This is a genomic window from Cyanobium gracile UHCC 0139 (assembly GCF_034931325.1).
GTDB lineage: Bacteria > Cyanobacteriota > Cyanobacteriia > PCC-6307 > Cyanobiaceae > Cyanobium > Cyanobium gracile_B.
This window is the reverse complement of sequence record NZ_JAYGHX010000005.1, coordinates 135213-160280: the sequence shown is the minus strand read 5'-3', so window position 1 is coordinate 160280 and position 25068 is coordinate 135213. Positions and strand designations below refer to the sequence as shown.

21 protein-coding genes and 1 tRNA gene are annotated in these 25068 nt (G+C 69.8%); 15 read left to right on the top strand and 7 right to left on the bottom strand.

The genetic code is table 11. The features are described 5' to 3' along the window. Positions 1-60: 60 nt before the first annotated feature. The 7 genes from ftsH to VB738_RS09910 all read left to right on the top strand — a co-directional run bounded on the left by ftsH (position 61) and on the right by VB738_RS09910 (position 7497). A complete protein-coding gene (ftsH, locus tag VB738_RS09940) occupies positions 61-1953 on the top strand; it encodes an ATP-dependent zinc metalloprotease FtsH (RefSeq protein ID WP_323305593.1) in 1893 nt (630 codons plus the stop codon). A gap of 61 nt (positions 1954-2014) precedes the next feature. Continuing rightward, positions 2015-3538 (top strand): hypothetical protein, encoded by a 1524-nt coding sequence (locus VB738_RS09935; protein WP_323305592.1) that lies wholly within the window; start codon positions 2015-2017, stop codon positions 3536-3538. 57 nt (positions 3539-3595) lie between these two features. Continuing rightward, the gene (locus VB738_RS09930; RefSeq protein WP_323305591.1) at positions 3596-5128 is read left to right on the top strand and encodes a hypothetical protein; all 1533 of its coding nucleotides are present in this window, start codon (positions 3596-3598) and stop codon (positions 5126-5128) included. Positions 5129-5174: 46 nt separating this feature from the next. Beyond that, complete coding sequence (gene argF, locus VB738_RS09925) at positions 5175-6137, top strand: ornithine carbamoyltransferase (RefSeq protein WP_323305590.1); 963 nt, start codon at positions 5175-5177, stop codon at positions 6135-6137. An 83-nt stretch (positions 6138-6220) separates the two neighbouring features. Then, the gene (lexA, locus tag VB738_RS09920; RefSeq protein ID WP_416233169.1) at positions 6221-6835 is read left to right on the top strand and encodes a transcriptional repressor LexA; all 615 of its coding nucleotides are present in this window, start codon (positions 6221-6223) and stop codon (positions 6833-6835) included. A 63-nt stretch (positions 6836-6898) separates the two neighbouring features. Next, a tRNA-Ala gene (locus VB738_RS09915) sits at positions 6899-6971 on the top strand. A gap of 139 nt (positions 6972-7110) precedes the next feature. Beyond that, entirely contained in the window at positions 7111-7497 is a 387-nt protein-coding gene (locus tag VB738_RS09910; protein WP_323305589.1) for a hypothetical protein, read from the top strand. Position 7498: 1 nt separating this feature from the next. On the opposite strand, the gene VB738_RS09905 is transcribed toward VB738_RS09910, so the two are convergent. Together VB738_RS09905 and VB738_RS09900 are read right to left on the bottom strand one after the other, a co-directional pair. Beyond that, a complete protein-coding gene (locus VB738_RS09905; RefSeq protein ID WP_323305588.1) occupies positions 7499-10099 on the bottom strand; it encodes an arylsulfatase in 2601 nt (866 codons plus the stop codon). Then, positions 10092-11042 carry a formylglycine-generating enzyme family protein gene (locus tag VB738_RS09900; protein ID WP_416233172.1) on the bottom strand — a complete coding sequence of 317 codons (951 nt, stop codon included), beginning with the start codon at positions 11040-11042 and terminating at the stop codon, positions 10092-10094. Before VB738_RS09900 ends, VB738_RS09905 begins: the two co-directional genes overlap by 8 nt. Before the next feature lie 360 nt (positions 11043-11402). Here VB738_RS09900 and VB738_RS09895 point away from each other — a divergent pair, with 360 nt between their 5' ends. From VB738_RS09895 to VB738_RS09875, 5 genes are all read left to right on the top strand, one after another. Continuing rightward, positions 11403-11927, top strand: a complete 525-nt coding sequence (locus VB738_RS09895; protein ID WP_323305587.1) for a type IV pilin-like G/H family protein — start codon at positions 11403-11405, stop codon at positions 11925-11927. Positions 11928-11993: 66 nt separating this feature from the next. Further along, the gene (locus VB738_RS09890; RefSeq protein WP_323305586.1) at positions 11994-13058 is read left to right on the top strand and encodes an AraC family transcriptional regulator; all 1065 of its coding nucleotides are present in this window, start codon (positions 11994-11996) and stop codon (positions 13056-13058) included. 97 nt (positions 13059-13155) lie between these two features. After that, a complete protein-coding gene (locus VB738_RS09885) occupies positions 13156-13863 on the top strand; it encodes a hypothetical protein (protein ID WP_323305585.1) in 708 nt (235 codons plus the stop codon). Positions 13864-14025: 162 nt separating this feature from the next. After that, positions 14026-15591: a mechanosensitive ion channel family protein gene (locus VB738_RS09880; protein ID WP_323305584.1), complete on the top strand. Its 1566-nt coding sequence runs from the start codon at positions 14026-14028 to the stop codon at positions 15589-15591. Between the two features lie 56 nt (positions 15592-15647). Beyond that, positions 15648-16703, top strand: a complete 1056-nt coding sequence (locus VB738_RS09875; protein ID WP_323305583.1) for a mechanosensitive ion channel family protein — start codon at positions 15648-15650, stop codon at positions 16701-16703. A 23-nt stretch (positions 16704-16726) separates the two neighbouring features. Here VB738_RS09875 and VB738_RS09870 read toward each other — a convergent pair whose 3' ends face one another. Continuing rightward, positions 16727-18202, bottom strand: a complete 1476-nt coding sequence (locus VB738_RS09870) for an apolipoprotein N-acyltransferase (RefSeq protein ID WP_323305582.1) — start codon at positions 18200-18202, stop codon at positions 16727-16729. Positions 18203-18270: 68 nt separating this feature from the next. Between VB738_RS09870 and VB738_RS09865 the strand changes: the two genes are divergently transcribed. The 3 genes from VB738_RS09865 (at position 18271) to VB738_RS09855 (ending at position 19990) form a co-directional block, all read left to right on the top strand. Next, positions 18271-18612: a hypothetical protein gene (locus tag VB738_RS09865; protein ID WP_323305581.1), complete on the top strand. Its 342-nt coding sequence runs from the start codon at positions 18271-18273 to the stop codon at positions 18610-18612. Between the two features lie 37 nt (positions 18613-18649). Next, positions 18650-19321: an FKBP-type peptidyl-prolyl cis-trans isomerase gene (locus VB738_RS09860; protein WP_323305580.1), complete on the top strand. Its 672-nt coding sequence runs from the start codon at positions 18650-18652 to the stop codon at positions 19319-19321. A 69-nt stretch (positions 19322-19390) separates the two neighbouring features. Continuing rightward, complete coding sequence (locus VB738_RS09855; RefSeq protein WP_323305579.1) at positions 19391-19990, top strand: superoxide dismutase; 600 nt, start codon at positions 19391-19393, stop codon at positions 19988-19990. Positions 19991-20044: 54 nt separating this feature from the next. Here the strand turns inward: VB738_RS09855 and queA are convergent, their stop codons facing one another. Genes queA through VB738_RS09835 form a run of 4 tightly spaced genes read right to left on the bottom strand, consistent with a single transcriptional unit; the run spans position 20045 to position 25043 of the window. Beyond that, positions 20045-21166: a tRNA preQ1(34) S-adenosylmethionine ribosyltransferase-isomerase QueA gene (gene queA, locus VB738_RS09850; protein WP_323305682.1), complete on the bottom strand. Its 1122-nt coding sequence runs from the start codon at positions 21164-21166 to the stop codon at positions 20045-20047. Between the two features lie 31 nt (positions 21167-21197). Further along, positions 21198-22544, bottom strand: coding sequence for a dihydrolipoamide acetyltransferase family protein (locus VB738_RS09845; protein ID WP_323305578.1), 1347 nt, complete (start codon positions 22542-22544; stop codon positions 21198-21200). Between the two features lie 46 nt (positions 22545-22590). Beyond that, on the bottom strand, positions 22591-23034 hold the full coding sequence (locus tag VB738_RS09840) for a YlqD family protein (RefSeq protein WP_323305577.1): 444 nt from the start codon (positions 23032-23034) through the stop codon (positions 22591-22593). A 59-nt stretch (positions 23035-23093) separates the two neighbouring features. Next, positions 23094-25043, bottom strand: coding sequence for an AMP-binding protein (locus VB738_RS09835; protein ID WP_323305576.1), 1950 nt, complete (start codon positions 25041-25043; stop codon positions 23094-23096). Between the last annotated feature and the right edge of the window lie 25 nt (positions 25044-25068).

The window sequence follows — 25068 nt, the reverse complement described above, 5'->3', positions numbered from 1 at the left end:
GGGTGGGAACGGCGGGTGACGACCAGACCTAGCTTGGGCCCATTCGACGTTGCGCGCAGCATGGCCATCCGTCAGGACGACAACCGCCCCACCCGGCGTTTCGGACTCGTCAACCTGCTCCTGATCGGCTTCGGTGTGCTGCTGCTGTTCAGCAACTTCCTGCCCAACCCCGCCACCCAGGTGCCCCGGGTGCCCTACTCCCTGTTCATCGACCAGGTGAACGACGACAACGTCAAGCGGGCCTACATCACCCAGGACCAGATCCGCTACGAGCTCACCAAACCCCCGGAGGAGGGCGCCCCCACGGTGCTCTCCACCACGCCGATCTTCGACATGGACCTGCCCCAGCGGCTGGAGCAGCACGGGGTCGAGTTCGCCGCGGCGCCGCCGAAGCGGCCCAGCTTCATCACCACCGCCCTGAGCTGGGTGGTGCCGCCGCTGATCTTCATCCTGGTGCTGCAGTTCTTCGCCCGCCGCAGCGGCATGGGCGGCGGCGCCCAGGGGGCCCTCAGCTTCACCAAGTCGAAGGCCAAGGTCTACGTGCCCGATGAGGAGTCGCGCGTCACCTTCGCCGATGTGGCCGGCGTCGACGAGGCCAAGACCGAGCTCACCGAGATCGTCGACTTCCTCAAGACGCCCCAGCGCTACATGGACATCGGCGCCCGCATCCCGAAAGGTGTGCTGCTGGTGGGCCCTCCGGGTACCGGCAAGACCCTGCTGTCCAAGGCCGTGGCCGGGGAAGCCAGCGTGCCCTTCTTCATCATCTCCGGCTCCGAATTCGTGGAGCTGTTCGTGGGGGCCGGCGCCGCCCGGGTGCGCGACCTGTTCGAGGAGGCCAAGAAGAAGGCGCCGTGCATCATCTTCATCGACGAACTCGACGCCATCGGCAAGAGCCGCTCGGGTTCGATGGGCGTCGTGGGCGGCAATGACGAGCGGGAGCAGACCCTGAACCAGCTGCTCACCGAGATGGACGGCTTCACCGCCCAGGACAAGCCGGTGATCGTGCTGGCGGCCACCAACCAGCCCGAAACCCTCGATGCCGCCCTGTTGCGTCCCGGCCGCTTCGACCGCCAGGTGCTGGTGGACCGTCCGGACCTCTCGGGCCGCAAGATGATCCTCGACATCTACGGCAAGAAGGTGAAGCTGGCTGAAGGCGTGGATCTCGACAAGATCGCCCAGGCCACCAGCGGCTTCGCCGGCGCCGACCTGGCCAACCTGGTGAATGAAGCGGCCCTGCTGGCCGCCCGGGCCTATCGCACCACCGTGGAGCAGGCCGACCTCAACGAAGCGATCGAACGGGTGGTGGCGGGTCTGGAGAAGAAGAGCCGGGTGTTGCAGCCCGACGAGAAGAAGGTGGTGGCCTACCACGAGGTGGGTCACGCGATCGTCGGGCACCTGATGCCCGGCGGCAGCAAGGTGGCCAAGATCTCAATCGTGCCCCGCGGCATGGCGGCCCTCGGCTACACCCTGCAGCTGCCCACCGAGGAGCGCTTCCTCAATTCCAAGGAGGATCTCGAAGGCCAGATCGCCACGCTGCTGGGCGGGCGGTCCGCCGAGGAGGTGGTCTTCGGTGAGGTCACCACCGGCGCCGCCAACGACCTGCAGCGGGCCACCGACATCGCCGAGCAGATGATCGGCACCTATGGCATGAGCGAGACCCTCGGCCCCCTCGCCTACGACAAGCAGGGCGGCAGCCGCTTCCTGGGGGGCAACTCCAACCCCCGCCGGGCCGTGAGCGATGCCACCGCCCTGGAGATCGACAAGGAGGTGCGCGGTCTGGTGGATCGGGCCCACGAGCGGGCCCTGGCGATCCTGAACCACAACCGCGAGCTGCTGGAGACCATCTCCCACAAGATCCTCGAGAAGGAGGTGATCGAAGGCGAGGAGCTCAAGGAGCTGCTGGCCTCCAGCCAGCTGCCTGATGCGTCGGTGCTCGAGGGAGCCGCCGTTTGAGGGGGAATCGGGGAGGGAATGCGACCTAGATTCCCTCCCAAAGTTTCAACGTTTCCAGGTGATGGCCGACCCGACAGATCCGTCGGACCCGACACACCTGAAGCACCTGTCCTCGCGCTGGTTGCCGCCGGCGCTGAGCGCTCTGCTGATCCTGTTCTGTCTCTGGCAGGCGGGCCATGGCCTTGGAGAGGCCTACTCCTACTGGTCCGATGAGCTCTGGTCCGTGGCCGCAAGCCGCAGCGACTGGGGCATTCTGGTGCGGGACTGGCTGCTCCCCGACGTCCATCCGCCCCTGTACCAGATCCTGCTGAAGCTCTGGATCGGGGCGTTCGGTGACGGGGAGCCCGCCACCCGCAGCCTCAGCTTTCTGATCGCCGCCCTGGGCCTGGTGGCGGCGGCCGTGTGCAGTTCAGGGCGCGGTGCGGGCCGGCGCCTGTTCACGGTGGCCTTCCTGGGCACCAGCCCTTCCTTTCTCTTCTATGCCCAGGAGACCCGCAGCTATGCCCTGTCGCTGACCCTGTCGACGCTGATGCTGGGCACGGCCCTGCTGCTGCGCCAGCGAACAGGACGCCACGAAGCCACCCTGCGCTGGGGGTTCGGGATCTCCTGCCTGCTCCTGTCCCTCACCCACTACTTCTCGCTGATCTTCGTGGTGGTGGTCCTGGCGGTGGCCACCGCCGAGGGAACGGTCTTCCGATCGCGGACCGATGCGATCCCCCTGCTGCTGCTCGTGATGCTGTGGCCGCTCCTCCACGCCCTGCTGAGCCCCCCCGCGCAGAATCTCACCCGCATCGACTGGATTGGGGTCACGCCCATCAGCGGCACGATCACGCAGTTCCTTGCCGGAACGCTGCCGCTGCTCGATCCACGACAGGGTCCGCGAGGCCTGCTGATCCTGATCGGCCTCGTCGGCGGCATCGGGGCCGCCACCTTCCCCCTGCTCAAGCCCGGAGCCTGGAGCCGAAGGGCACCCGCCACAGGGGAAGCCCGCTTCCTTCTGACGCTAATCATCACCTTCGTGGCACTCATTCTGGCGATCGATCCGGTCCGGCCGCTGTCCCAGAGCCGCTACTACATCGTGGTGCTGCCGGCCCTGGCCTACCTGGTCGGAATCGGCTGGGACATCAGCGTCGGTCTCGGCCGCGTTCGCCGCATCGCCCTGGCCAGCCTGCTCTGCGCCGCGCTGCTGCTGCAGCTGCGCATCGGCACCCAGCACCTGGCCGTCAAGCAAGGCCCCCTGGAGAACCACAAGCTCCTGGCCAGCTTCGTGGCCGAACGAGATCTCTGCCGGAAGGGCGAGGGGTGCTGGTCCAGCGGATGGTTCCTGGCGGCGCTGACGAACACCTATTTCAGTTCCCGCGAGCTGATGGCGTTCGATCCCGGTACGCCGCTGGCCGAGACGCGACTGGATCGTCCGCTGCTCGGCTTCCGCAGGGCCTACCCGAAGCTGAAGGGCCTCATGGCCAACAACCCCACCATGGCCTGCTGGGAAGCCCCAGGGTCCTGGAAGGCCACCTCCTTCATCCTGTTGCCCCGCACCAGCCCGGCGCAGCCGGCGCGCCACGGCCTGCGCCCCTGCCCTTGATGCGAAAGGCGTGAATCAGGCCTAGGGTCCCGCCACGGGTCTCAGTTCAGCCGTGTGATGGTGGTCGGGACAGAGGCTTCGGCGCCCCCACCCGCCAGCCGATCGCTGCAGCGGCCTCCCCGCCGGCTTCTGACCGCCGTCCTGATCCTGTGTTGTCTCGGGTTCGCCGGGCAGGGGCTGACCACGCCCTATTCCTACTGGTCCGATGAGATCTGGTCGGTGGCCGCCAGCAGCGCCGACTGGAGCGTGCTGTTCCGGGACTGGCTGATCCCCGACACCCATCCCCCCCTGTACCAGGTCCTGCTGAAGCTCTGGATCGGGGTCTTCGGCCGCGGGGAGACCGCCACCCGTGGCCTCAGCTTTCTGATCGCGGCCCTCGGCCTGGGGGTCGCGGCCCTGGGCAGTTCCGGGCGCGGCAGCGGTCGCCGTCTGGCCACGGTGGCCTTCCTGGGCACGAGCCCCTCCTTTCTCTTCTATGCCCAGGAGACACGCAGCTACGCCCTCTCGCTGACACTCTCGACGCTGATGCTGGGCACGGCCCTGCTGCTGCGTCAGCGCACGGGACACCACGAGGCCGCCCTGCGCTGGGGATACCTGCTCGCCTGTGTTCTGCTGTCCCTGACGCACTACTTCTCGCTGCTGTTCGTGCTGGTGGTGCTGGCGGTGAGCGCCGTCGATGGACGGGTGCTGCGGCGACGGCGGGACGCGGCCGTCCTGGGGCTGCTGCTGCTGCTGCCGCCCCTCGCCCATGGCCTGGTGAGCCCGGTGGGCGCCAAGTTCAAACGGATCGACTGGATCGAGGTGGAGCCGATCATCGGCACCCTGATGCAGTTCAGCCGCGGCCTGCTTCCCCTGCTGGACCTGCACCAGGGACAGCTGGCCCAACTGGGCCTGATCGGACTGGTGGTGGGGATCGGCTGCGCCTTCGGCTCCTGGCGGAACCTGCGCCGCTTTCTGGTGGGGCCCACCCGGCAGCTGCCCAAGGCCCTGGGGGAGGCCCGCTACCTGCTGCTGGTGATCGGCCTGTTCCTGGCGCTGATGCTGGTGATCGATCCGATCAAGCCCATGAGCCAGGCCAGGTACACCATCGTGGTGCTGCCGGCCGTGGCCTATCTGGTGGGGACGGGCTGGGAGCTGGCTGCCGGTCTGGGCCGCTTCCGTCGCAGCTCCCTGGCCGTTCTGCTGGTCGCCGTGCTGCTGCTGCAGCTGCAGATCGGCCAGCGGATGCTGGCGGACAAACGGGCACCACTGGAGAACTATCGGGCCATGGCGGCCTTCGTGAACAGCACCGGCGTCTGTGAGGGCGGCTGCTGGAGCACGGGCTGGCGCCCCGATGCCCTGATGGGCGCCTACTTCCGGCCCGGCCAGCTGCGGGATCTCGAGGAGCGCGACCCAGCGGACCCCGGGCCCCTGCAGCAGCCGCTGCTGGCGTTCCACGGCAGCCGGGAACGGATGAAGGAGCTGGGCGGCGCCAACCCGCAGCTGGCCTGCTGGGAAGCGCCGGGAGCCTGGCAGGCCAAGTCGTTCATCCTGCTGCCCCGCACCAGAGCGGAGCAGCCGGCACGCCACGGCCTGCGGCCCTGCCCTTGACGTGGGGGGGGTCGATCTCGCATAAGGGTTCTTTGGGACGTGGGCCATGGTGTCCCCCTCAGCCCCGCTCGCCGCCCTCAGGGGCCGCGATCTGCTCTCCTCGGCCGACCTCGACGGCCCCCAGACCCTCGCCCTGCTGGAGCTGGCCCGCCAGCTGAAGGTGGGTGAGCGGCGCATCGACCTGGCCGGCCGGGTGCTGGGGCTGATCTTCTCCAAGGCCTCCACCCGCACCCGGGTGAGCTTCATCGTCGCCATGGCCCGGCTCGGCGGTCAGACGATCGACCTCAACCCGGCCGTCACCCAGGTGGGCCGGGGCGAGCCGATCGCCGACACCGCTCGGGTGCTGAGCCGCTACTGCGATGCCCTGGCGATCCGCACCTTCGCCCAGGAGGACCTGGTCGACTACGCCCACTGGGCCTCGATCCCGGTGATCAACGCCCTCACCGACCTGGAGCACCCCTGCCAGGCCCTGGCCGATGCCCTGACAATCCAGGAACGCTTCGGCCATGGCCCCACCGACCTGCACGGCCTCACCCTGGCCTACGTGGGTGACGGCAACAACATGGCCCACTCGCTGATGCTCGTCGGGGCCCTGCTGGGGATGGATGTGCGCATCGGCAGCCCCGACGGTTTCGCCCCCAGACCTGCCGTGGTGGAGCAGGCCCGGGCCCTCGCCGGCGGGCGGAGCGCGATCACGGTGCTGCAGGACCCGGTGGCGACGGCCCTGGGCGCCCACGTGCTGTACACCGACGTGTGGGCCTCCATGGGCCAGGAGGAGGAGCAGGCCCAGCGGGAACGGGCCTTCGCCGGCTGGTGCCTCGACGAGAACTTGCTGGCCGAGGCCGATCCGCGGGCGATCGTGCTGCACTGTCTCCCCGCCCACCGGGGCGAAGAGATCAGCGCCGGCGTGATCGAGGGGGACGCCAGCCGGGTGTTCGACCAGGCGGAGAACCGCCTGCACGTGCAGCAGGCCCTGCTCGCCACCCTGCTGGGGGGCGTCAGCGACTGAGGGTGCCACCGGCAGGCGCAGACCCGGCTCTGGACAAACCGCCCGCGGGATGGCAGAAAGGGACTGGTTCATCCGTACTGCCCGTGGTCGCCACCCACCAGGAGCTCACCGAGGCCCAGCGGGAGCTCTATGCCTGGCTCGCCGACTACATCGGCAGCCACCGCCACAGCCCGTCGATCCGCCAGATGATGGAGGCCATGGGCCTGCGTTCGCCGGCGCCGATCCAGAGCCGCCTGCGCCATCTGCAGCAGAAGGGCTGGATCACCTGGCAGGAGGGCCAGGCCCGCACGCTGCAGCTGCTCGGCGAAAGCCGCCCCGGCATCCCGGTGCTCGGGGCCGTGGCCGCCGGCGGCCTGGTGGAAACCTTCGACGACGTGCAGGAGCACCTCGATCTGGCCCCGGTGCTCGACACCCGCGGCCTGTTCGCCCTCACCGTCAACGGTGACTCGATGGTGGACGCCCACATCGCCCATGGCGACGTGGTGCTGATGGAGCCCGTGGCCGACCCCTCCCGGCTGCGGGAGGGCACGATCGTGAGCGCCCTGGTGCCAGGCAGCGGCACCACCCTCAAGCACTTCCACCGCCAGGGGGCCCAGGTGCGGCTGGAGGCCGCCAACCCCGCCTATGCCCCGATCCTGGTGCCCGCCGACCAGGTGAGCGTGCAGGGCCGCCTGGTGGCGGTCTGGCGTCAGGTGTGAAGGGATCGGGCCCGCACCACCACGTTGTAAGCTCCTCAAGCACCGGTTCACCGGCGCATCAATGGGGCCATAGCTCAGCTGGTAGAGCACCTGCATGGCATGCAGGGGGTCAGCGGTTCGAGTCCGCTTGGCTCCATTTCATTGGTACGGGGTCTCCCTGGAGTCCCTCGATTGGCTCCACGGCGGTCCTTGGTGCTGTGCTCAAGCTGGCAGGGCAGGAATCGGCTGGTGCCCATGCGGCCGACAGGATGGCCGGATTCCCTGCCCGTTGCCCCTTGGCCACCCGACCCCTCCGAGCCCCATCGCGACGATGTCGGGCCGCCGGCTTCGCGACGGCCCTGGCCCTGCTCGTCCCGTCCATCCTTCCGTCCATCGGCCGGGCGCAGGGGATCGTGGAACCCAACAACAGCTCCCTGGCACCGATCGATCGGGAGGCCTTCCGCCAGCAGTACGGCCAGGAAGGCCTGTTCCGGCTGCGGCTGGGGGTGGATGCGGCCGAACAGCTGCCCAAGGCTGGAGCCGATCCCCAGCCCTGCCCCGCCGCCACCTGGGCCGGCTCGCCGCAGAAGCAGCGCTACGACGCGGCGATGGGCCTGCGGAAGTTCTACGCCGCCGGAGAAGCCTTGGGGGAATGGCGGCGACTCTGTCCCACCAGGCCCTGAGTCACTCACTGGCCGCCTTGGTGCGCATGGCCGCCTCCAGGTTCCTGATCTCTTCCGGCGACAGCTTGGGCCGATCCAGCTTGATCGTGAGCTTGTTGAGCGTGCCGGTGAAGCGGAACGGCGGCTGGTAGTCGGCGTCGTTGACGCCGGTGAGGGTGTCGGAGCCGATGTCGAAGCTTTCGTCCCACTGCAGGATCATCGGCAGGGTCTTGGCCATGGTTTTGGTGGCCACCGCCTTGCCATCCACCTTGAGGGTGCCGGTGCCAGGGCGGCCGACGCCGCTGAAGTCGTTGAAGGCAAGGGTGCCGGCCCCCTTGCCGTCGTAGACGAAATCGAATTCAACCTTGTGCTTGCCGGGGGTGAGGGGCTCGGTGCCCTCCCACTTGAGGCGCTCCAGATCCACCATGTTCCAGACCCAGACGGGCTTGCTGTTCTTCAGGTAGAAGCCGTAGCCGCCGAAGCGGCCGCCGGAGGTGAGCAGCATGCCCTCGGCGCCGCCGGCCGGCACATCGATATCGGCGGTGACGCTGTAGGAGGTGTTGAGCAGCAGGGGCGAAGCGCCCTGGGGCAGGCCCACCATCGGATGGGTGTAGACGAACTCGGTGCGTCCGGCGGTGATGTTGGGCCTGGGGGCCACGATCCGCGCCGCCACCGAGGCATCGAGCGGGAACACCTGGTATTTGTTCGCTTCGGCGATGAAGGCCTGCTTCATCTCCTTCACCTTCTGCGGATTCCGGGCCGCCAGGTCGGTGGTCTGGCTGAAATCCTCGTTGAGGTTGTAGAGCTCCAGCACCTGGTTGTTGAGCGGGTCGGGATTGGCCGGGCCGAAGGCGTCCCACGGTGCCCGGTTCACCTTGGTGCTCAGCAGCCAGCCCCTGTCGTAGAGGGCCCACTGACCCATCATCTCGAAGTACTGCCGCTCGTGCCGCGAGGGAACCTTGGCATTCTTGCTGTCGAACGTGTACACGAAGCTGGTGCCCTCGATCGGCTTCTGGGGGATGCCATCCACCACCTCGGGGGCCTGGAGGCCGGCCGCCTCGAGGATCGTGGGCACCACGTCGATCACGTGCACGAACTGCTCCCGCAGGCCGCCCTTGTCCTTGATCCGCGCCGGCCACGACACCACCATGTTCTGGTTCACGCCACCCAGACGGGAGGCGTTCTGCTTGAACCAGCTGAACGGGGTGTCGAAGGCCCAGCTCCAGCCCGCCGACATGTGGTTGTAGGTGAGATCGGTGCCCCAGACGTCGTAGAACTTCATCTGCACCTCGACCGGCAGCTTGTTGAGGCCGTTGAAGAAGGCCACCTCGTTGGGGGTGCCCAGGGGCCCGCCCTCGGCGCTGGTGCCGTTATCGCCGTTGATGTAGACGATCAGCGTGTTGTCGAGCCTGCCGAGGTCCTCGAACTGCTGGATCACCCGGCCGATTTCGTCATCGCTGTAGGCCGCATAGGCGGCGAACACCTCCACCTGGCGGATGAACAGTTTCTGGGCCTCCGGGCTCAGCTGGTCCCAGGGAGTGATCACATCGGCGGGCCAGGGGTCCAGCTTGGCGTCTTTGGAGATCACGCCGAGTTTCTTCTGATTGGCGAAGATGCGCTCCCTCAGCTTCTCGTAGCCGTCATCGAACAGATGCATGGCATGAATCTTCTCCACCCACTCCTTGGTGGGGTGGTGGGGCGCGTGGGTGGCGCCGGGGGCGTACTTGATGAACAGCGGCTTGCTGGGGTTGATCTGGTGCATCCGCGCCATGTAGTCGATGGCGTCATCGGCCATCGCCGTCACCAGGTTCCAGCTGCCGGGATCCTTGCCTTCGAAGGGATAGATCTGGGTGGTGTTGCGGAACAGGTTGGGCTGCCACTGGTTGGCGTCCCCACCCACGAAGCCGTAGAAGTAGTCGAAGCCCATGCCGGTGGGCCACTGGTCGAACGGCCCGCTCTGGCTGGCCTGGAAGGCGGGCACGTTGTGATCCTTGCCGAACCACGCCGTCGAATAGCCGTTGTCCTTGAGCAGGCGGCCGATCGTGGCCTTGTCCCGCTCGATGATGCTGTTGTAGCCGGGGAAGCCCGTCGACTGTTCCGCGATCACCCCGAAGCCGGCGGAGTGGTGGTTGCGGCCAGTGATCAGGGCGGCACGGGTGGGGGAGCACAACGCCGTCGAGAACATGCGGTTGTAGCGGAGTCCCTCACGGGCGATGCGGTCCATCGCCGGCGTGGGGATCACGCCGCCGAAGGTGCTAGGCACGCCAAAACCGGCGTCGTCGGTGATGATCAGCAGCACGTTGGGGGCGCTCTGCGGTGGCACGATCCGCGACGCCCACCACGGCTTGGACTGCAGGGCACCATCCCTGATCACCCCGCCGAAAGGGGGCGCCGGGGCCGGCAGCTGGGTGCCGGGAATCGTGGTGGTGGCATTGGGGGATCCCGGGGTGCCGGTGATGCGCTGGGCCACCGCCGGCATCCAGCCCGCCTGCCAGCCCACCAGAGCCAGGGCCAGGGCCACCAGGAGCAGCCGCCGGCCGAGGCCCGAGGGGCCGGCGACGCCGAAGAAGCGGGCCAGACGAGCGGTCGCGGCGGAAAGGGCCTGGATCAGTCGTTCAGCCATGGGTGGTCAGCAGAGGGGAAGCGAGACGGAAGCCGATGTGGGAAGTGCCGGTGTCGGGGCTTTCGGCCTCCCGCGCCGCCGGCCGGTAGCGGCTGCAGTAGTTCGGGGCGCACAGGAAGGAGCCCCCCTTGATGACGTGCTTGGCCACCCCGGGCTCCCGCGGATCGCTGCTGGCGGCGCGGTCGGCCAGCAGAGGATCGTCCTGGCCGGCGAGGCGATCGTGACCAGGGAGATACCAGTCCGCCGTCCACTCCCAGACATTGCCGGTCATGTCCTGGAGTCCATAGCCGTTGGCGGGAAAGCGGCCCACCGGGGCGGTGCCGGTGTAGCCGTCCTCAGCGGTGTTGCTGAGCGGGAAGTCCCCCTGCCAGGTGTTGGCCTGGCCGGGCTTCCAGGTGTCGCCCCAGCTGAAGGCCCGATCCTTCAGCCCGCCCCGGGCGGCGAACTCCCACTGGGCCTCACTGGGCACGGCCGCGCCGGCCCAGGCCGCGTAGGCCTCGGCATCCGCCAGCGACACCTGCACCACCGGATGGTCGAGCCGGTCGTCGATGGAACTGCCTGGGCCCTCGGGATGGCGCCAGTCGGCGCCGGGCACCCAGTGCCACCAGCCGAGCTCCTCCAGGGGCTCTCCGGGTGAGGGGGGCAGGAACACCACCGACCCCGGGCGGCGCTCGGCGGCGGAGAGTTCCGGGAACTGCTCCCGGGGCAGGGGCTGCTCCGCCTGGGTCCGGTATCCGGTGGCGGCCACGAAGGTGGCGAAGGCGCGGTTGGTCACCTCCGTGCGGCCGATGCAGAAGGGCTGCAGCCGTACGGTCGCCTCCGCCTCCTCCGGCAGGCGGCCCGCCGCCCCGATCCGGTAGCGGCCGCCGGGGATCGGCGCCATCGACGGCGGACAGCGGTCTGCCGCCCGGGCGGGGGCAGACCAGAGCAGCACCACGCCCATCCCCAGGGCCAGGATCAGCAGGCCGGCCAGCACCGGCAAGCCCCAGGCCTCAGGACGATGCACGGGCAACGATTTGAACAAACACAGATCGGAAGAGCACGATTCGCTGGGCCCTGCGGATGGCTCATGGTCCGCATTTTGGGGGCGAGAAAGAGCGGTTCGGGGTCGCATCGATCACCTTCGACACACTCGTTGGCACAACGGATTCGCCCAACGCATCGTCGCCACCATCGGCCCTGGGGCCGCCGTTGAACGCAGGACGGCAAGACTGTCGCAGTGGCGCAAATGTGCGGCGCCAATCCTGTCAGGAATGGCGGGCCACGTGGCACGGTGGCGCGTCAGACGATCGGAAACCCGCCCATGGCCTCCCCCCTTCGCCGCCATGCCAGCCCGGCATTGCTCGCCACCGTGGGCCTCGGCCTCGCCATGGTCTGCCCCGGGGCCGGGGCGCAGCCGCAGGCCAGCCCTGATCAGGCGGCGGCGCTGAACGCCGTGGCCCGGATGATGGAGGCACAGCGCACCTACTACCAGAAGAACGGTGCCTTCCGGGCCACGGTCGCGAACATCCAGCAGGATTTCGGCATCACCCTGCCGGCCTCCTTCAACTACGCCGTCCGCACCACCACCGAAGCGGCCTACAGCTATGTGATTCCGGCCCAGTCGCCCAAGGTGGGGCAGCTGAATGCCTATGTGGGGGTCGCCTTCCTCACCCCCACCCAGAATCCCAGGATCACCACGATCATCTGCATGAACCTCCAGCCGGGCCAGATCCGTCCGTCGGATCCCCAGCTCGTGCTCGGCAGCCTGGTGGCCAATCCCACCGGCCGGATCGTGCAGTGCGGCGATGCCTCGGTCGAGGTCACGGCCTCGATCGTCAACGAGTGACGGCCGAGGCGGTCCTCCTTCGACGCCTGGCCGGCCTTAACCTTGGGCCATGGTGTTCACGGCGCCGTGATCCAGCCCGCTGAAACCACGAGCAAATCCACCAGAAAATCCACCAGTGATCCCACCAGCACGATCCCGCTGACCCTGCTGGAGTCCCGGGCGGTGGACGTGAGGGACCCCGACGCCCTGCTGGGCCGGGTGGCTCAGACCTTCCCCCTCAACGCCTTCCTGGAGGGACCCCAGGCCCACGGCTTCTTCCATCGCAGCGGGGTGATCCATGTCGGCGGCGTGGCGGTGTCCTGCAGCCGCCACTCCCCCCTCGAGATCGGCTTCGACGACGCCGACCTCGCCACCCTGACCCTGCCGCTGTCGGGGGAGGCCCGGGTGGAAACGGATGGGCAGACGCTGCGGCTGCAGGGGGGGCCGATGGCGGCCTACCTGCCCGGCGCGGCCTTCACGGCCAGCACCGGAACCTTCGAGGAGGTGATGATCTGCCTCGATCGTGGGCGTCTGGCCGCCACGGCTTCCCTGCTCGAGGGCACCGCTCGGGATCCCCGCCGGCACCTGCCCCGCTTCGAATCCGCCCAGGTGGTGGATGGCAGCCCCTCGGGCCGGCAGGCCGAGCTCCTCCGCCACCTCCACCTTGCGCTGCAGATGCTGGACGCGCCGCTGCTGGGGCCGGTGGGTGGACTCGCGGCCCCCCAGCTCGAGGATCTGCTCTACCGCCTGGTGGCCGCCCTGGTCTGCCCGGAAACGATCCGGGGGATCGACGGCGCTCTCCCTGAGGCCCATCGGGATCGCCCCTTCGACGAACTCCTGGAATGGATCCGGGCCCATCTGCACGTCCCGATCACCGTGTCCGAGCTCAGTCGGCGCAGTGCCTACTCCCTGCGCAACCTGCAGTATCTGTTCCAGAGGCGGTTCGGCTGCAGCCCCATGCAGTGGGTGAAGCGGCAGCGACTGGAGGCGGTGCACCGCGATCTGCAGCGGGCCCAGCCCGGCGAAACCGTGGCCACCATCGCCCGCCGCCATGGCTTCGTGCAGATGTCCTCGTTCGCCGCCAGCTTTCGACGCCACTACGGCATCGCGCCTTCGTTGCTGCTGCGCCGTTCCCGCATCGACGCCGGCTGAGGCGAGCGGCTCCCCACCGGGGGTGGAGCGCTTCGCTACCGACAGGCCGCCCCGCGCAGACTTAGAGCAAAGCCAGCGTCCTTCCCCCCGCACGCCGATGTCATCCTCCTTCAACCAGGCGGTCGAGGCCCTCACCGCCCAGGCCCAGAGCCTGATCGCCACCACCACGGGCGAACTTGACGCCCTGCGCGAGGAGCTGGAGCAGGAGCGCCGCTTCCGCCGCCACCTGGAGGCCGCTGCCGCCGCCAAGGCCCATGAGGTGGCAGCCGAGCGGCAGGAGGCCCGGCTGGAACGGGAACGGCTCGAAGCCGAGCTTGCTGAAGCCCTCGAGGGCCGGCGCCAGGCCGAAGCGGAGCTGGTGCGCTTCCACGAAGCCATCCGTCAGCAGCTGGCCATCGCCGAAGCGGAGCAGGCCGCCCTGGAGGAGGCTGAGCGGGAGCGGGACCGGCTGCGCGAGGAGGCCCTGGCGCAGCGCCTGCAGGAGGCCGCCCAGGCCGCTGCTGCCCGGGAAGCCGAGCTCCAGGAAGCCGCCGAACGGCAGCGTCTGTCGCTGCTGCAGGACCTGGAGCAGGAGCGGCTGGCACGCCAGAAGCTGGAGCGTCGCCTCTCGGGGGTGCGCCAGGCCGTGCTTGATCTGCTCGAACCCCTGGACGATGTGGAGGATGGCGGCGGCACGGTCCTCGAGCGGAACGGGGCCGGCCTGGAGGCCTGGGGAGAGTTCGCCGACGGGACGGGGCGTGCGGGCCTTCGCAAGATCCTGGTGCCCCGTACGGTCGGCCAGAGCTCCCAGCCGGCCCTCACCTGACGTCCTACCGCCCGCCTGACGGGCAGGCCGCCACCCGGCACGACGGGTGAACGGATCGGCGTCAAGCTGGTCGCAACCCCCGCCCCCATGCCCATCCAGCCCATCCTGTCGACACGCCGATGGCCACGGGTCGGCCTCGGCGTTCGCTCCCGAGGCCGCCTGTTGGTTCTGGCGGCCCTGGCGATCCTGCTGGTGGTATTACCGCTCCACGGCGCCAGGGCCCAGGCCAGGCCGGAGATTCCGGCGACAGTGGAGCTGGATGGCCACCGGCTGTTCGAGGTCACCGCCTCGAAGGACTACACGGCCAGGCAGCGGGTGGAGCGGGCCAACCGGCTGCTGCAGGACGTGGTGGCGTCGACGCAGCCGGGAACGATCGGCGTCAGGGAGCTGAACAACCTGCCCGTGATCACCCTCGATGGCGACGTGATCCTCACGGTCACCCGCCGCGACACACCCGAGAGCATGGCCGTCGGGCAACAGGCCGAACTGTGGCGCCGGACCATCGCGTCGGCCATCGCCCGTGGACGGGCCCAGCGTCAGCCCGCCTACGTGGCCCGGATGATTCCCGTGTCCCTTGGCATCCTGGGGCTGGCGTTCCTTGTGCAGCGGCTGCTGCTGCGGCTGTGGCAACGGTTCCTGCCTTCGGCCCTGACCCAGCCGCTGGCCAGCGAGCCCGGCACTGTCCGGCCGCTGCGGGGCATGGACTGGCTGCTGCATGGGGTGCTGGTGGTGCTGCGGTTCGGGATCTGGGTGGCGGCGGTCCGGGTGATCGCCGGCTTCTTCCCCGTCACCCGGTTGCTGATCGGCCGCCTGTTCGATGCGGTCACCGAGAGCCTGGGATCCCCGTTCCTGCCCCTGGGGGGACGCAGCTATTCGGTGCTGGACGCCGTCATCCTGGTGGCGCTCTTCCTGGTGCTGGTGCGCTTGGTGGCGTTCCTGACGGGGATGCTCCGCATCCGCGTGCTGCAGCGCACGGGCATCGAGCCCGGTTCCCAGGAAGCGATCGCCTTCATCCTTCAGTACGGACTGCTGTTCCTCGGCACGCTCGTCCTGCTGCAGCTGTGGGGCCTCAATCTCACCTCCCTCGCCCTCTTCGCCAGCGTCCTGGGGGTGGGGGTCGGCCTGGGGCTGCAGGGCATCGCCAAGAATCTGATCAGCGGCCTGATCATCATGTTCGAGCGGCCCATCCAGGTGAATGATTTCGTCGAGGTGGGCGACCTTCAGGGCACCGTGACTCGTGTCAATCTGCGCAGCACCGAGGTGGTGACCCTCGACCGCATTTCGATCATTGTTCCCAATGCGGAGTTTCTCGAATCCCGCGTTGTCAACTGGAGCCACGGCAGTCCGATCTCGCGCCTCAGGATTCCTGTGGGAGTGGCCTACGGCTCCGATTGCCAGCTGGTGCGCCAGGCCCTGCTGGACGCCTGCGAGGGCTTCCCCGACATCCTCGCGGCACCGCCCCCGTGGGTGTTCTTCACCGGCTTCGGAGAGAGTTCCCTGGACTTTCTGCTGCTGGTCTGGATCAGCCAGCCCCGGCGTCAGTACGAGATCCGCAGTGAACTCAACTTCCGCATCGAAGCGATGCTGCGCCGTCACGAGCTGACGATCCCGTTCCCGCAGCGGGATCTGCACCTGCGCAACGAACGGATCGAGGTGGCCCTTCCCGCCGAGATCACCGCCGCCCTGATCGCGCGCCTGTCCCCACCACCACAGGACGAGGACGCCTGAGGCGCGTCGGTACACCGACCGCCTGTGCAATGGTGTTCCGAGCCGCTCAAGAACCCATGACGAGCCTCGGCGTCACGTTCCTCACGGCCACGATCCAGTTCCTGGCGGGATCAGCCGCCGTCTGGCTGGCCACGTCGCTGCTGGGGCGCATCCTGTCGCGGATCACCCGCCGCACCGCCAGCAGCACCGACGACACCCTGCTGCGGCTGGTGCTCGGCACCGTCGCCCCCCTCGGGTATCTGGCCATGTTCTTCTGGGGCTGGCAGACCGTCGTCAGGGGCTGGGACGGCCTGTCGTTCGAGCAGGGACCGCACCGATTCGTGAGCGCTGCCGTTTTTCTGGTAGCGCTCCTGCTGGTGGTGCGGCTGGTCAACAGAACGCTTCTGCTGCTGCTCAACCGGACCATGCATCGGCTGGGCCGCGATGAACAGCTGGCCACCCTCGATGGGCTGGCCCCCATGATCCGCACGATCCTCTGGATCATCGGCGCCCTGGTGTTCCTCCAGAACCAGGGGGTGGAACTGGGCGCGGTCTACGCCTCCCTGGCCGGTGCCGGCATCGGCCTCGGCCTGGCGCTGCGGGGCCCGTTCACCAACTTCATCAACTACATCACGATCCTGCTGGACGAGCCCTTCCGCATCGGCGACTTCATCGTGTTCGGCGACGTGCTCGGGCCGGTGGAACGGGTGGGGCTGCGCTCCTCGATCATCCGCAGCCTGAGCGGTGAGCGGATCGTGATCAGCAACGAGGAGTTGCTTGTCCAGACCATCCGCAACTTCGGAGACCTGCCGCGGCGGCGCGTGGCCCATACCATCGGCGTGGTCTACCAGACACCCGTGGAGAAGGTGGCCGCCATCCCCGAGCTCGTGGCCAGGGTCATCGCCGAGCATCCCCCCGCCGAATTCGACCGCTGCCACTTCACCGGCTTCGCCGACAGCGCCCTGGAATTCGAGTTCGTGTTCTTCGTCCCCGATGGCGACATGGAGCTGTATCTCGACCTGCAGCAGAAGATCAACCTCGGCATCCTGCGGCGGTTCGAGGAGCAGGCCATCGCCTTCGCCTATCCCACCCAGACCCTCTATCTGGAGCGCGCCGCCGCCCAGGCGGCCTGAATTCAGCGGCAGGCCGGAGGCCCTCAGGCCTGCCAGCGCCGGAGGCCGGCCAAGGCCGCGATCCCCAGCAGCGGTGCCTCCCCCCAGCGGTCATAGGGGGTGAGGACCGAGCGCTGCCGCACCGGGAGAACGGCAGCGATCGCACGTCCCGGCGGCAACTGCCGCACCAGCCGGCCGCGGGCATCCACCACCAGGCTGGGGCCGGTATTCGCCGCACTGATCAGCCAGCGGCCGGTCTCGATCGCCCGCAGCTGGGCCAGCGCCCGGAACTGCCCCTGAAGCAGCAACGGGTAGGGATCCAGATTGGCCGTCGCCAGCAGCCAGCTGGCCCCCTCCCGGCTGGCGGCGGCCAGGGCGACGCCATCGGAGATCTCGTAGCAGATGGCCACCCCCACCGGCCCGCCCGGCCGCTCCAGCAGCCGGGACGCCGCACCGGGTTCGATCCCCCCGACCGCCGACAGTCCGCTCCAGCGCCACAGACCGGCCAGCGGCACCCACTCCCCGAGCGGCACCACCCGGTGCTTGTCGATCCAGCTGCTGGGCCTCTGCTCGTCCGGGGCGAACCGCAGGACGCTGCTGCGCTGCTCGAGGCCCTCGACGCGGAAGCCTCCACTGAGGACCTCCACGGTCGCCGGCTGGGGCAGGGGCTGGCCCAGGGCCAGCGCCCCCTCAGGCAGCAACAGCCCCGTGACCTCTGCCGGCGTAGCAGCGGAAAGCCGGGCCTGTTCCTGGGCAGCGGCCAGCTGGCGCAGCAGCCGCTGCCGTTGCTCGGGCAGGAACTTCTGGCGGGTGGGTGTGGCCGGCTGCAGCACCAGCCAGCGCTCCATCGGCCCGTCCGCGCTGGGGCCGTCGGCCAGCCGTGCCATCCCGAACAGATGGGCGGCCAGCACCAGGGCCAGGGTGACGCCGAGGGCGCGCCCTCGCCGGGCGGATGTCGTGAGGCTGCGCCACAGCCCCCAACCGATCAGGAGCTGAACGGCGGCCAGCATCCCCGCCCCCCCGATCGTGGCCAGACCGGCCAGGGCCCGGTCGCCGGGCAGGGCGGAAACACCCAGCCCCATCCAGAACAGGGGGCCCCGCGACAGCGTCACCTCGACGATCCCCCACAACGCCGCCATGAGCACGGCCGTGCTGGGGCGACGGCCATCCAGGCGCCACACCAGCCAGCCCCAGGTCCCCACCAGGGCTCCGCCCGCCAGGCCACAGGCCAGCCACAGGGCCAGACAGATCGGCAGGCTCAGGGGACCCGGCACTCCGATCCAGTCGAGGGGATGGAGCCAGAGCAGCCAGCGGTGGCTCACCAGCACCGCGCTCAGGCCCCACCAGCCGCCGGCCCTGGCGGCGCCCCATCCCGACCCGGCCGTCGGCGCCACCAGCCCCCAGAGCACGGCCACGGCGGGCCAGAGCAGCCACGGCCAGCCCAGCGGCGGCAGGGCCGCCCCTGCCAGCAGTCCAGCGGCGGCGGCGGCGACCCAACCGGCACGCCGGTCATTGCCCATGGTCGCCGGGCCCGGGAGGCGCCAAGGTCAGGGAAGAGTGACGCCGTTTCCCCAAGGAAACCTCTTTCATGGACCAGGGCAATCTGCTGCAGATGCTGCTGCTGCGCGGCCTCGGCACCACCTCGCTGGTGGCCGACCGGCTCAAGTACGTCAGCCAGGAATGGGTGAGCAGCGGCCGCCTCGACCCCAGCCACGCCTCCGCCCTGGTGGAGGACGTCATGCGCGCCCTGCGGGGTGAGACGCCGGAGGTGGAGCAGCAGGCGGAACGCCAACTGGAGCGCAACCGCGACCAGCTGCTGCAGGACCTGGGCCTGGCCCGGCAGCGGGAACTGGACGAGCTGCGCGGCCGCATCGATCGGCTTGAGCAGTCCCTGCGCCAGCGCCAGAACAGCGGCGAAGGGAACGACTGATCGCACTGGCAGAATCCCCCCATCCGGGTCCTTCCGCATGCGCGACATCCTGATCAGCTCGATGGTCTGCGTGGCCTGTCTGATGCTGGCCTTCGTCAGCCAGCTGGTGGCGCCCTCCCAGGTGGAGGCCGCCGCACCGGCCCCCGCCGAGGCCGGCGTTCAGCAGGCCCTGGCCCGTTCCGGCCCGGCCACCGCGCCACAGGCCAATCCCGCCACCGCACCGGTGGCCAGACAGGCCGTGGCGGCCCCCCTCGAACTGGACCCCGACGTCCCCAACCCCACCCTGTTCACCATGGCCCCCGATTCCTCCAGTGCCGACCTGGCCTCCAGCGGTGCTGCGGCCCTGGGCGGCGAGCTCGTCTCCCCCACCGAGCGCACCACCCCCAGCGGCCTGCGCATCACCGACCTGGCCCTGGGGGAAGGCGACGAAGCCAGGAGCGGCCAGACCGTGGTGGTCAACTACCGCGGCACCCTCACCAACGGCAAGGAATTCGACAGCAGCTACGGCCGCGGCCCCTTCTCCTTCCCCCTCGGCGCCGGCCGGGTGATCCGGGGCTGGGACGAGGGCGTGGCGGGGATGAAGGTGGGGGGCAAGCGCAAGCTGGTCATCCCACCCGATCTGGCTTACGGCGAACGTGGCGCCGGCGGGGTGATCCCCCCAAACGCCACCCTGGTGTTCGAGGTGGAGCTGCTGCAGATCAAGGGCTGAGGCCGGGCCCCGGGAAGCCAGGATTCGGGTGACGATCGTTACAATGCCGCGTAACCCGAACCGTTTCCCATGGCTCACCAGCTGCCCGAACTGCCCTTCGGCCTCGACGCACTCGAGCCCCACATCTCCCGCCAGACCCTGGAGTTCCACCACGGCAAGCACCACGCCGCCTACGTCACCAACCTGAACAAGGCGATCGAGGGCGGCGACCTCGAGGGCAAGAGCCTCGAAGAGGTGATCCTGGCGGTGGCCGGTGACGCCTCCAAGGCGGGCGTCTTCAACAACGCCGCCCAGGTCTGGAACCACAGCTTTTACTGGCAGTGCATGAAGCCCGGCGGCGGCGGCGCCCCCACCGGTGCCCTGGCCGAAAAGATCACCGCCGACTTCGGCAGCTACGAGGCCTTCGTGGAGCAGTTCAAGGCCGCCGGTGCCACCCAGTTCGGCAGCGGCTGGGCCTGGCTCGTGCTCGATGGCGGCACCCTGAAGATCACCAAGACCGCCAACGCCGATCTGCCCCTGGCCCATGGTCAGAAGGCCCTGCTCACCATGGATGTGTGGGAGCACGCCTACTACCTCGACTACCAGAACCGCCGTCCCGACTACATGACCACCTACCTCGACAAGCTGGTCAACTGGGACTTCGTGGCCGCCAACCTGGCCGCCGCCTGATCAGGCTCCGGCTCCAAGCACCAGCCCCCGGGGATCCCCGGGGGCTTTTTTTTTTCAGGCTGGCCTGGCCGCTGGCAGCACCGCCTCCGGAGCGATCCACATGGCATCGCCGTAGGAGAAGAAGCGGTACTGGCGCTCGATCGCCTCGGCGTAGAGAGCCAGCAGGCGTTCGCGGCCGATCAGGGCACTCACCAGCAGCAGCAGCGAGCTCCTGGGGAGGTGGAAGTTGGTGAGCAGGCCCTGCACCACGGCGAAGCGGTAGCCGGGCTGGATCACCAGGTTCACCGGGCCGGTGTGGGGGCGGAGCTCGCCGCCATGCAGCTGGGCCACGGCCTCCAGGCTGCGCACCGAGGTGGTGCCGATGGCGATCACCCGGCCGCCGGCCGCCCGGCAGGCCGCCACCGCCTCCACCAGCGCCGGGCTCACGTCCACCCATTCGCTGTGGAGCTCCAGAGCGCCCAGGTCTTCCGTTTCGATCGGCCGGAACGTGCCCAGGCCCACATGCAGGGTGGTGGTGGCCACCCCGACACCCCGCTCCCGGATCGCAGAGAGCAGCTCATCGCTGAGGTGCAGGCCGGCGGTGGGGGCGGCCACGGCGCCGGGACGGGCGGCGTAGCGGGTCTGGTAGCGCTCGTTGTCGCTGGCGTCGTGTTCGTGGATGTAGGGCGGCAGGGGAATGGCGCCGTACTGCACCAGCAGGGGCTCGAGGGCGGCCGCATCGGCGCAGTCCGGCGGGAACTGCACGATGCGGCCGCCGGTGGAGGCATCGCTGCCCACCACCGCAACGGCCAGGGGCGGCTGGCCCTCGGCCACCACCTCCAGGCGGTCACCGGGCCGCAGCTTCTTGGCGGGCCTCGCCAGGCACAGCCACTGGCCCGACCCGCCCGGCCAGGGCTCAAGCACCAGCAACTCCACCGCACCGCCGCCGGGCCGCCGCGCCTTCAGCCGGGCCCGCAGCACCCGGGTGTCGTTCACCACCAGCAGGTCGCCGGGCCTGAGCTCGTGCTGCAGATCCCAGGCGCTGAGATGGCGGGCCTGGGGGGAAGGCCCGGCCCCCGCCGGATCCACCACCAGCAGCCGCGCGGCATGACGGGGCTCCACAGGCCGCTGGGCGATCCGCTCCTGCGGCAGGGCGAAGTCGTAGCTGGACAGACGCAGGTCGGCGGGATCCGGCACGGCGGAGGTAGCCAAGCGAAAGGGAGGCGCCCTAGAGGGCCAGGCTTTCGGGCCGGTTCTCGATCAGGTCGGCGAGATCCTTGAGGAAGGCGGCGGCGTGGGTGCCGTAGATGACCCGGTGATCGGCGGTGAGGTTCACCTGCATCTGGCGCCGCACGGCGATCGAACCGTCCTTGAGGGCGGCCACCACGGGCCTGGAGGCGGCGACCGCCAGGATCGCACCGGTGCCCGGGGGCAGGATCGCGTCGAAGCGATCGACACCGAACATGCCCAGGTTGGAGAGGGTGAAGGTGCCGGTGGTGTACTCCTCCGGCTTGAGCTGCTTGGAGCGGGAGCGGGCCACCAGATCGGCCCAGTTGCGCGAAAGGGAGTAGAGATCGGTGCGGTCGGCGGCGGCCAGCACCGGGGTGATCAGGCCGCCGTCGTCCATGGCGACGGCCACGGCCACGTTGACGGAGGCCGGGTAGGCCATGCCCGCGTCGCTGGCGGAAGCATTCACCTGGGGGTGGCGGGCCAGGGTGACGCCCACGGCCTTGGCCAGCAGGGCCGTCATCGTGACGCCCTTGGCCTTCACCTGCTTGTAGAAGGCGTCGAGCCGGTCGGTGGTGATCGTGTAGCCGACGTGGAAGCAGGGGACCGCCAGGCTGGCGTTCATGTTGCGGACAACCGCCTGCTGCAGGGTGTTGAAGGCCACCGTCTCACCGGCGCGGCCGAAGGCCTGGCCAGCGGGGGCGGCGGGGGCGACGGCCGCCCCGTTGCCGGCGGGGGCGGCCATGGCCGGGGCGGTGCCTTCGGCCACCCGGGGCACGCTCACCGGCTGGCCGGTGGCCTGCTCCACGTCCTCGGCCTGGATACGGCCGTTGGGGCCGCTGCCCCGCACGGAGGCCAGGGCCACACCCAGCTGGGCCGCCAGCTTGCGGGCCCGGGGGGTGGCCACCACCCGGCCGTCAGTGGCGGCAGCGGTAACCGCCACCGGCGCCGGGGCAGGTGCGGCCACGGGGGCCGGGGCGGGCGCGGCCGTAGCTGGGGTGGGGGCCGCCGCAGCTGGAGCGGGTGCGGGCGCCGCAGGGGCCGCCGGAGCGGGGGCCGCCGCAGCTGGAGCCGGTGCCGCGGCCCTGGCCGCCGCGATTTCCGCCTCGCTCTCCACGATCAGGCCGATCGTCTCACCCACCGGAGCGGTGCTGCCCGCCTCCATCAGCACGGCGGCCAGGAAGCCCTCCTGAAAGGCCTCCACATCCATGTCCGCCTTGTCGGACTCGACCACGAGCACCGACTCGCCCCGCTCGACCCGCTCGCCGGGTTTCTTGAGCCACTCCACGATCTTGCCCTCCGTCATGGTGGAGCTGAGGGCCGGCATGAAGATTTCGTGGGTGGCCAACGGGGGACTGCCTCTGTGATGGGGGGGATTTTAGGCGGCGGGAGGCTCAGCCCCCCTCGATCGCCTCAATCACCCCGTCCCTCACCAGCACCGCCACCTGCAGCTTCTGCACCAGGTTGTCGCCCACCTGGACATCGCAGAAGCTTTCGATCTGCCCCTGCTCCACCACCTGCTCCATCTCCAGTTCCCGCACCTGGCGCTGCTGCTCCAGCACCTGGCGTTTCTGCTCCTCGAACTCAGCGCGCTTGGCGGCCACCTGCTGCTGGACCGAACCCACCTGCTCCTGCACCCGGGGATCCAGGGGGTTGATGCTCTGACGGCGGATCTCCTCGATCAGCCGCTGGCCCTCCTGCTCCAGTTGGGCCAGCTGCTGGTCGAAGTTGGTGAGTGCATTGCTGAGCTCCCGCTCGGCATCCTCCTTCCAGCGCGGCGTCACAACGGCACGCACCGTGATCGATCGCTTGATGTTGAGGCTGTTGCCGTCGGCCATGGGACTTCAGGTGCAGGGATCAGGCTGTCAGGCGACGGGGGATCCGGTCAACCATGGGTTCAGCTCTCGCCGTAGAGCGCGGCAATGACGCTGCGGTCACGGTCGGCGATGCGATCGCGGCGCTGCTTGAGGGTCTGGGTGAGCAGGCCGTTGTCGATGCTGAAGGGCTCCACCAGGGCAACGCCACCGAGCCGCTCATCGGCCCTGGAGCCCGGCCGGGCCGCCAGCAGGCGATTGCACTCGCGGCAGAGGGCCCGCAGCAGGGCCGGATCGGCGTCGGAAAGCGGGTCTCCGGGCTCGAGGCAGGGGAGATTCGCCGCCGCAGCGAACCCCTGGAGCGCCTCCGGCTTGGGCACCACCAGGGCTCCGAGCTGCTTGCGGTCCTGGCCCACCAGCATCACCTGCTCCACCAGCGGTGAGGCCACCAGGGCCTCCTCCAGGGGACCGGGCTCGATGTTCTCGCCGCTGCTGAGCACGATCGTGTCCTTGGCGCGGCCGGTCAGCACCAGGGTTCCATCGGCCAGCAGCAGGCCCAGGTCACCGGTGTCGAACCATCCCTCGCCATCCAGCACCTTCGCCGTGGCCTCCGGCTTGTTGTGGTATCCCCCCATCACCTGGGGCCCCCGGGCCAGCACCAGCCCCCGCTCACCGACCGGGAGCGGGGTCCTGGTGGCGGGGTCCACCACCTTCAGGGCGGTGTCCGGCAGGGGCTGGCCGGCACTGCCGCGGCGGTTGCTCCAGGGCCGGCGGCAGGCCAGCACCGGGCTGGTCTCGGTGAGGCCGTACCCCACCAGCAGCTCGATGCCGACGGCCTCGAAGAAGCCGTCCACGTGAATGGCCAGGGCCCCGCCGCCGCTGATGGCGGTGCGCAGACGCCCCCCCACCAGCTGGGCGCGCACCTTCGGCCACAGCAGGGCGCCGGCCGCCCCATGCAGCGGCCAGAGCAGCAGGGCGCCGCCGGCGGCCAGGAGCCGGTCGGCCGCCCCTACCGGCTTGAGCGTGAGATCCAGGGCCGTCCGCCGCCGCCGGTGGAAGGCCCGGCTGACGCCGAGGGCCCGGCGCAGCAGCCGCTGGCGGGAGGCGGGCATGGCCGCCAGGGCATCCTCGAAGCCGGAGAGCAGCGCCTCCCACAGCCGCGGCACGCTGATCAGGTACTGGGGCCGGACGTTCTGCAGGTCGGAGCGCAGCTGCTTGAGGGTGGTGTAGGTCTGGCGGCAGCCGCAGCTGAGCAGGAAGTACTCGGCGGTGCGTTCGTAGGCATGCCAGATCGGCAGCACGGAGAGCACGTGATCGCCGGGGCTCGGCGACACCGCCACCCCCAGCGTGCGCAGCTGGTGCAGCAAGTTGGCGTGGCTGAGCGGCACCCCCTTGGGCTGGCCGGTCGTGCCGGAGGTGTAGAGCAGCGTGGCCAACCGACCGGGTCCGCCCGCGGGGACGGGCGGCAGGGGGCTGGCGGCGCCACGCTGCAGCAGATCGTCCCAGGTGAGGCAGGGCATCGGCAGCGGAATGGCCGGGGCCTGCCCCTCCAGCAGCACGATGAAGCGCAGCCGCCGCAGCGCTGGCCCGTCGAGGGACAGCCGCTCCAGCAGGGCGGCCGACTCCAGCACCGCCCCCACCGCGCCGGCGTCCTCGAGGATGTAGCGCAGCTCCTCGGCCGGTGCGGCACTGCCACGCACGGCATCGGCCGCCCCGGCCCGCATCAGTCCCTGGTCGGCCACCAGCCAGCGGGGACCGTTCTCCGCGAACAGGGCCACCACATCACCGGCCCCCACCCCCAGGTCGGCGAAGGCCGCCGCCGCCCGGTCGATCGCCTGGCGCAGTTCGGTGTAGCGCAGCGTCTCCGGATGGCGGCCGTGGGGGGCTTCCAGCGCCACCCGGGGGCCATGCAGGCGCTCCAGTTCCGGCCAGAGACCCTCGATCCCCTCGAGCCGGCTCCAGTCGGCGCGACCGTCGAGGGCACGGCGGTCGCGGGGGCTGCCGCCCCAGTGGATCTCAGCTCTGGCGTTCATGGGCGGCCGGCGTGGCGAACGGGAG

Coding starts and splice junctions, on each gene's coding strand:
- ftsH (WP_323305593.1), top strand. CDS start 61: ATGGCCATCCGTCAGGACGACAACCGCCCCACCCGGCGTTTCGGACTC.
- VB738_RS09935 (WP_323305592.1), top strand. CDS start 2,015: ATGGCCGACCCGACAGATCCGTCGGACCCGACACACCTGAAGCACCTG.
- VB738_RS09930 (WP_323305591.1), top strand. CDS start 3,596: ATGGTGGTCGGGACAGAGGCTTCGGCGCCCCCACCCGCCAGCCGATCG.
- argF (WP_323305590.1), top strand. CDS start 5,175: ATGGTGTCCCCCTCAGCCCCGCTCGCCGCCCTCAGGGGCCGCGATCTG.
- VB738_RS09905 (WP_323305588.1), bottom strand. CDS start 10,099: ATGGCTGAACGACTGATCCAGGCCCTTTCCGCCGCGACCGCTCGTCTG.
- VB738_RS09900 (WP_416233172.1), bottom strand. CDS start 11,042: ATGGGCGTGGTGCTGCTCTGGTCTGCCCCCGCCCGGGCGGCAGACCGC.
- VB738_RS09895 (WP_323305587.1), top strand. CDS start 11,403: ATGGCCTCCCCCCTTCGCCGCCATGCCAGCCCGGCATTGCTCGCCACC.
- VB738_RS09885 (WP_323305585.1), top strand. CDS start 13,156: ATGTCATCCTCCTTCAACCAGGCGGTCGAGGCCCTCACCGCCCAGGCC.
- VB738_RS09875 (WP_323305583.1), top strand. CDS start 15,648: ATGACGAGCCTCGGCGTCACGTTCCTCACGGCCACGATCCAGTTCCTG.
- VB738_RS09870 (WP_323305582.1), bottom strand. CDS start 18,202: ATGGGCAATGACCGGCGTGCCGGTTGGGTCGCCGCCGCCGCCGCTGGA.
- VB738_RS09865 (WP_323305581.1), top strand. CDS start 18,271: ATGGACCAGGGCAATCTGCTGCAGATGCTGCTGCTGCGCGGCCTCGGC.
- VB738_RS09860 (WP_323305580.1), top strand. CDS start 18,650: ATGCGCGACATCCTGATCAGCTCGATGGTCTGCGTGGCCTGTCTGATG.
- VB738_RS09855 (WP_323305579.1), top strand. CDS start 19,391: ATGGCTCACCAGCTGCCCGAACTGCCCTTCGGCCTCGACGCACTCGAG.
- VB738_RS09840 (WP_323305577.1), bottom strand. CDS start 23,034: ATGGCCGACGGCAACAGCCTCAACATCAAGCGATCGATCACGGTGCGT.
- VB738_RS09835 (WP_323305576.1), bottom strand. CDS start 25,043: ATGAACGCCAGAGCTGAGATCCACTGGGGCGGCAGCCCCCGCGACCGC.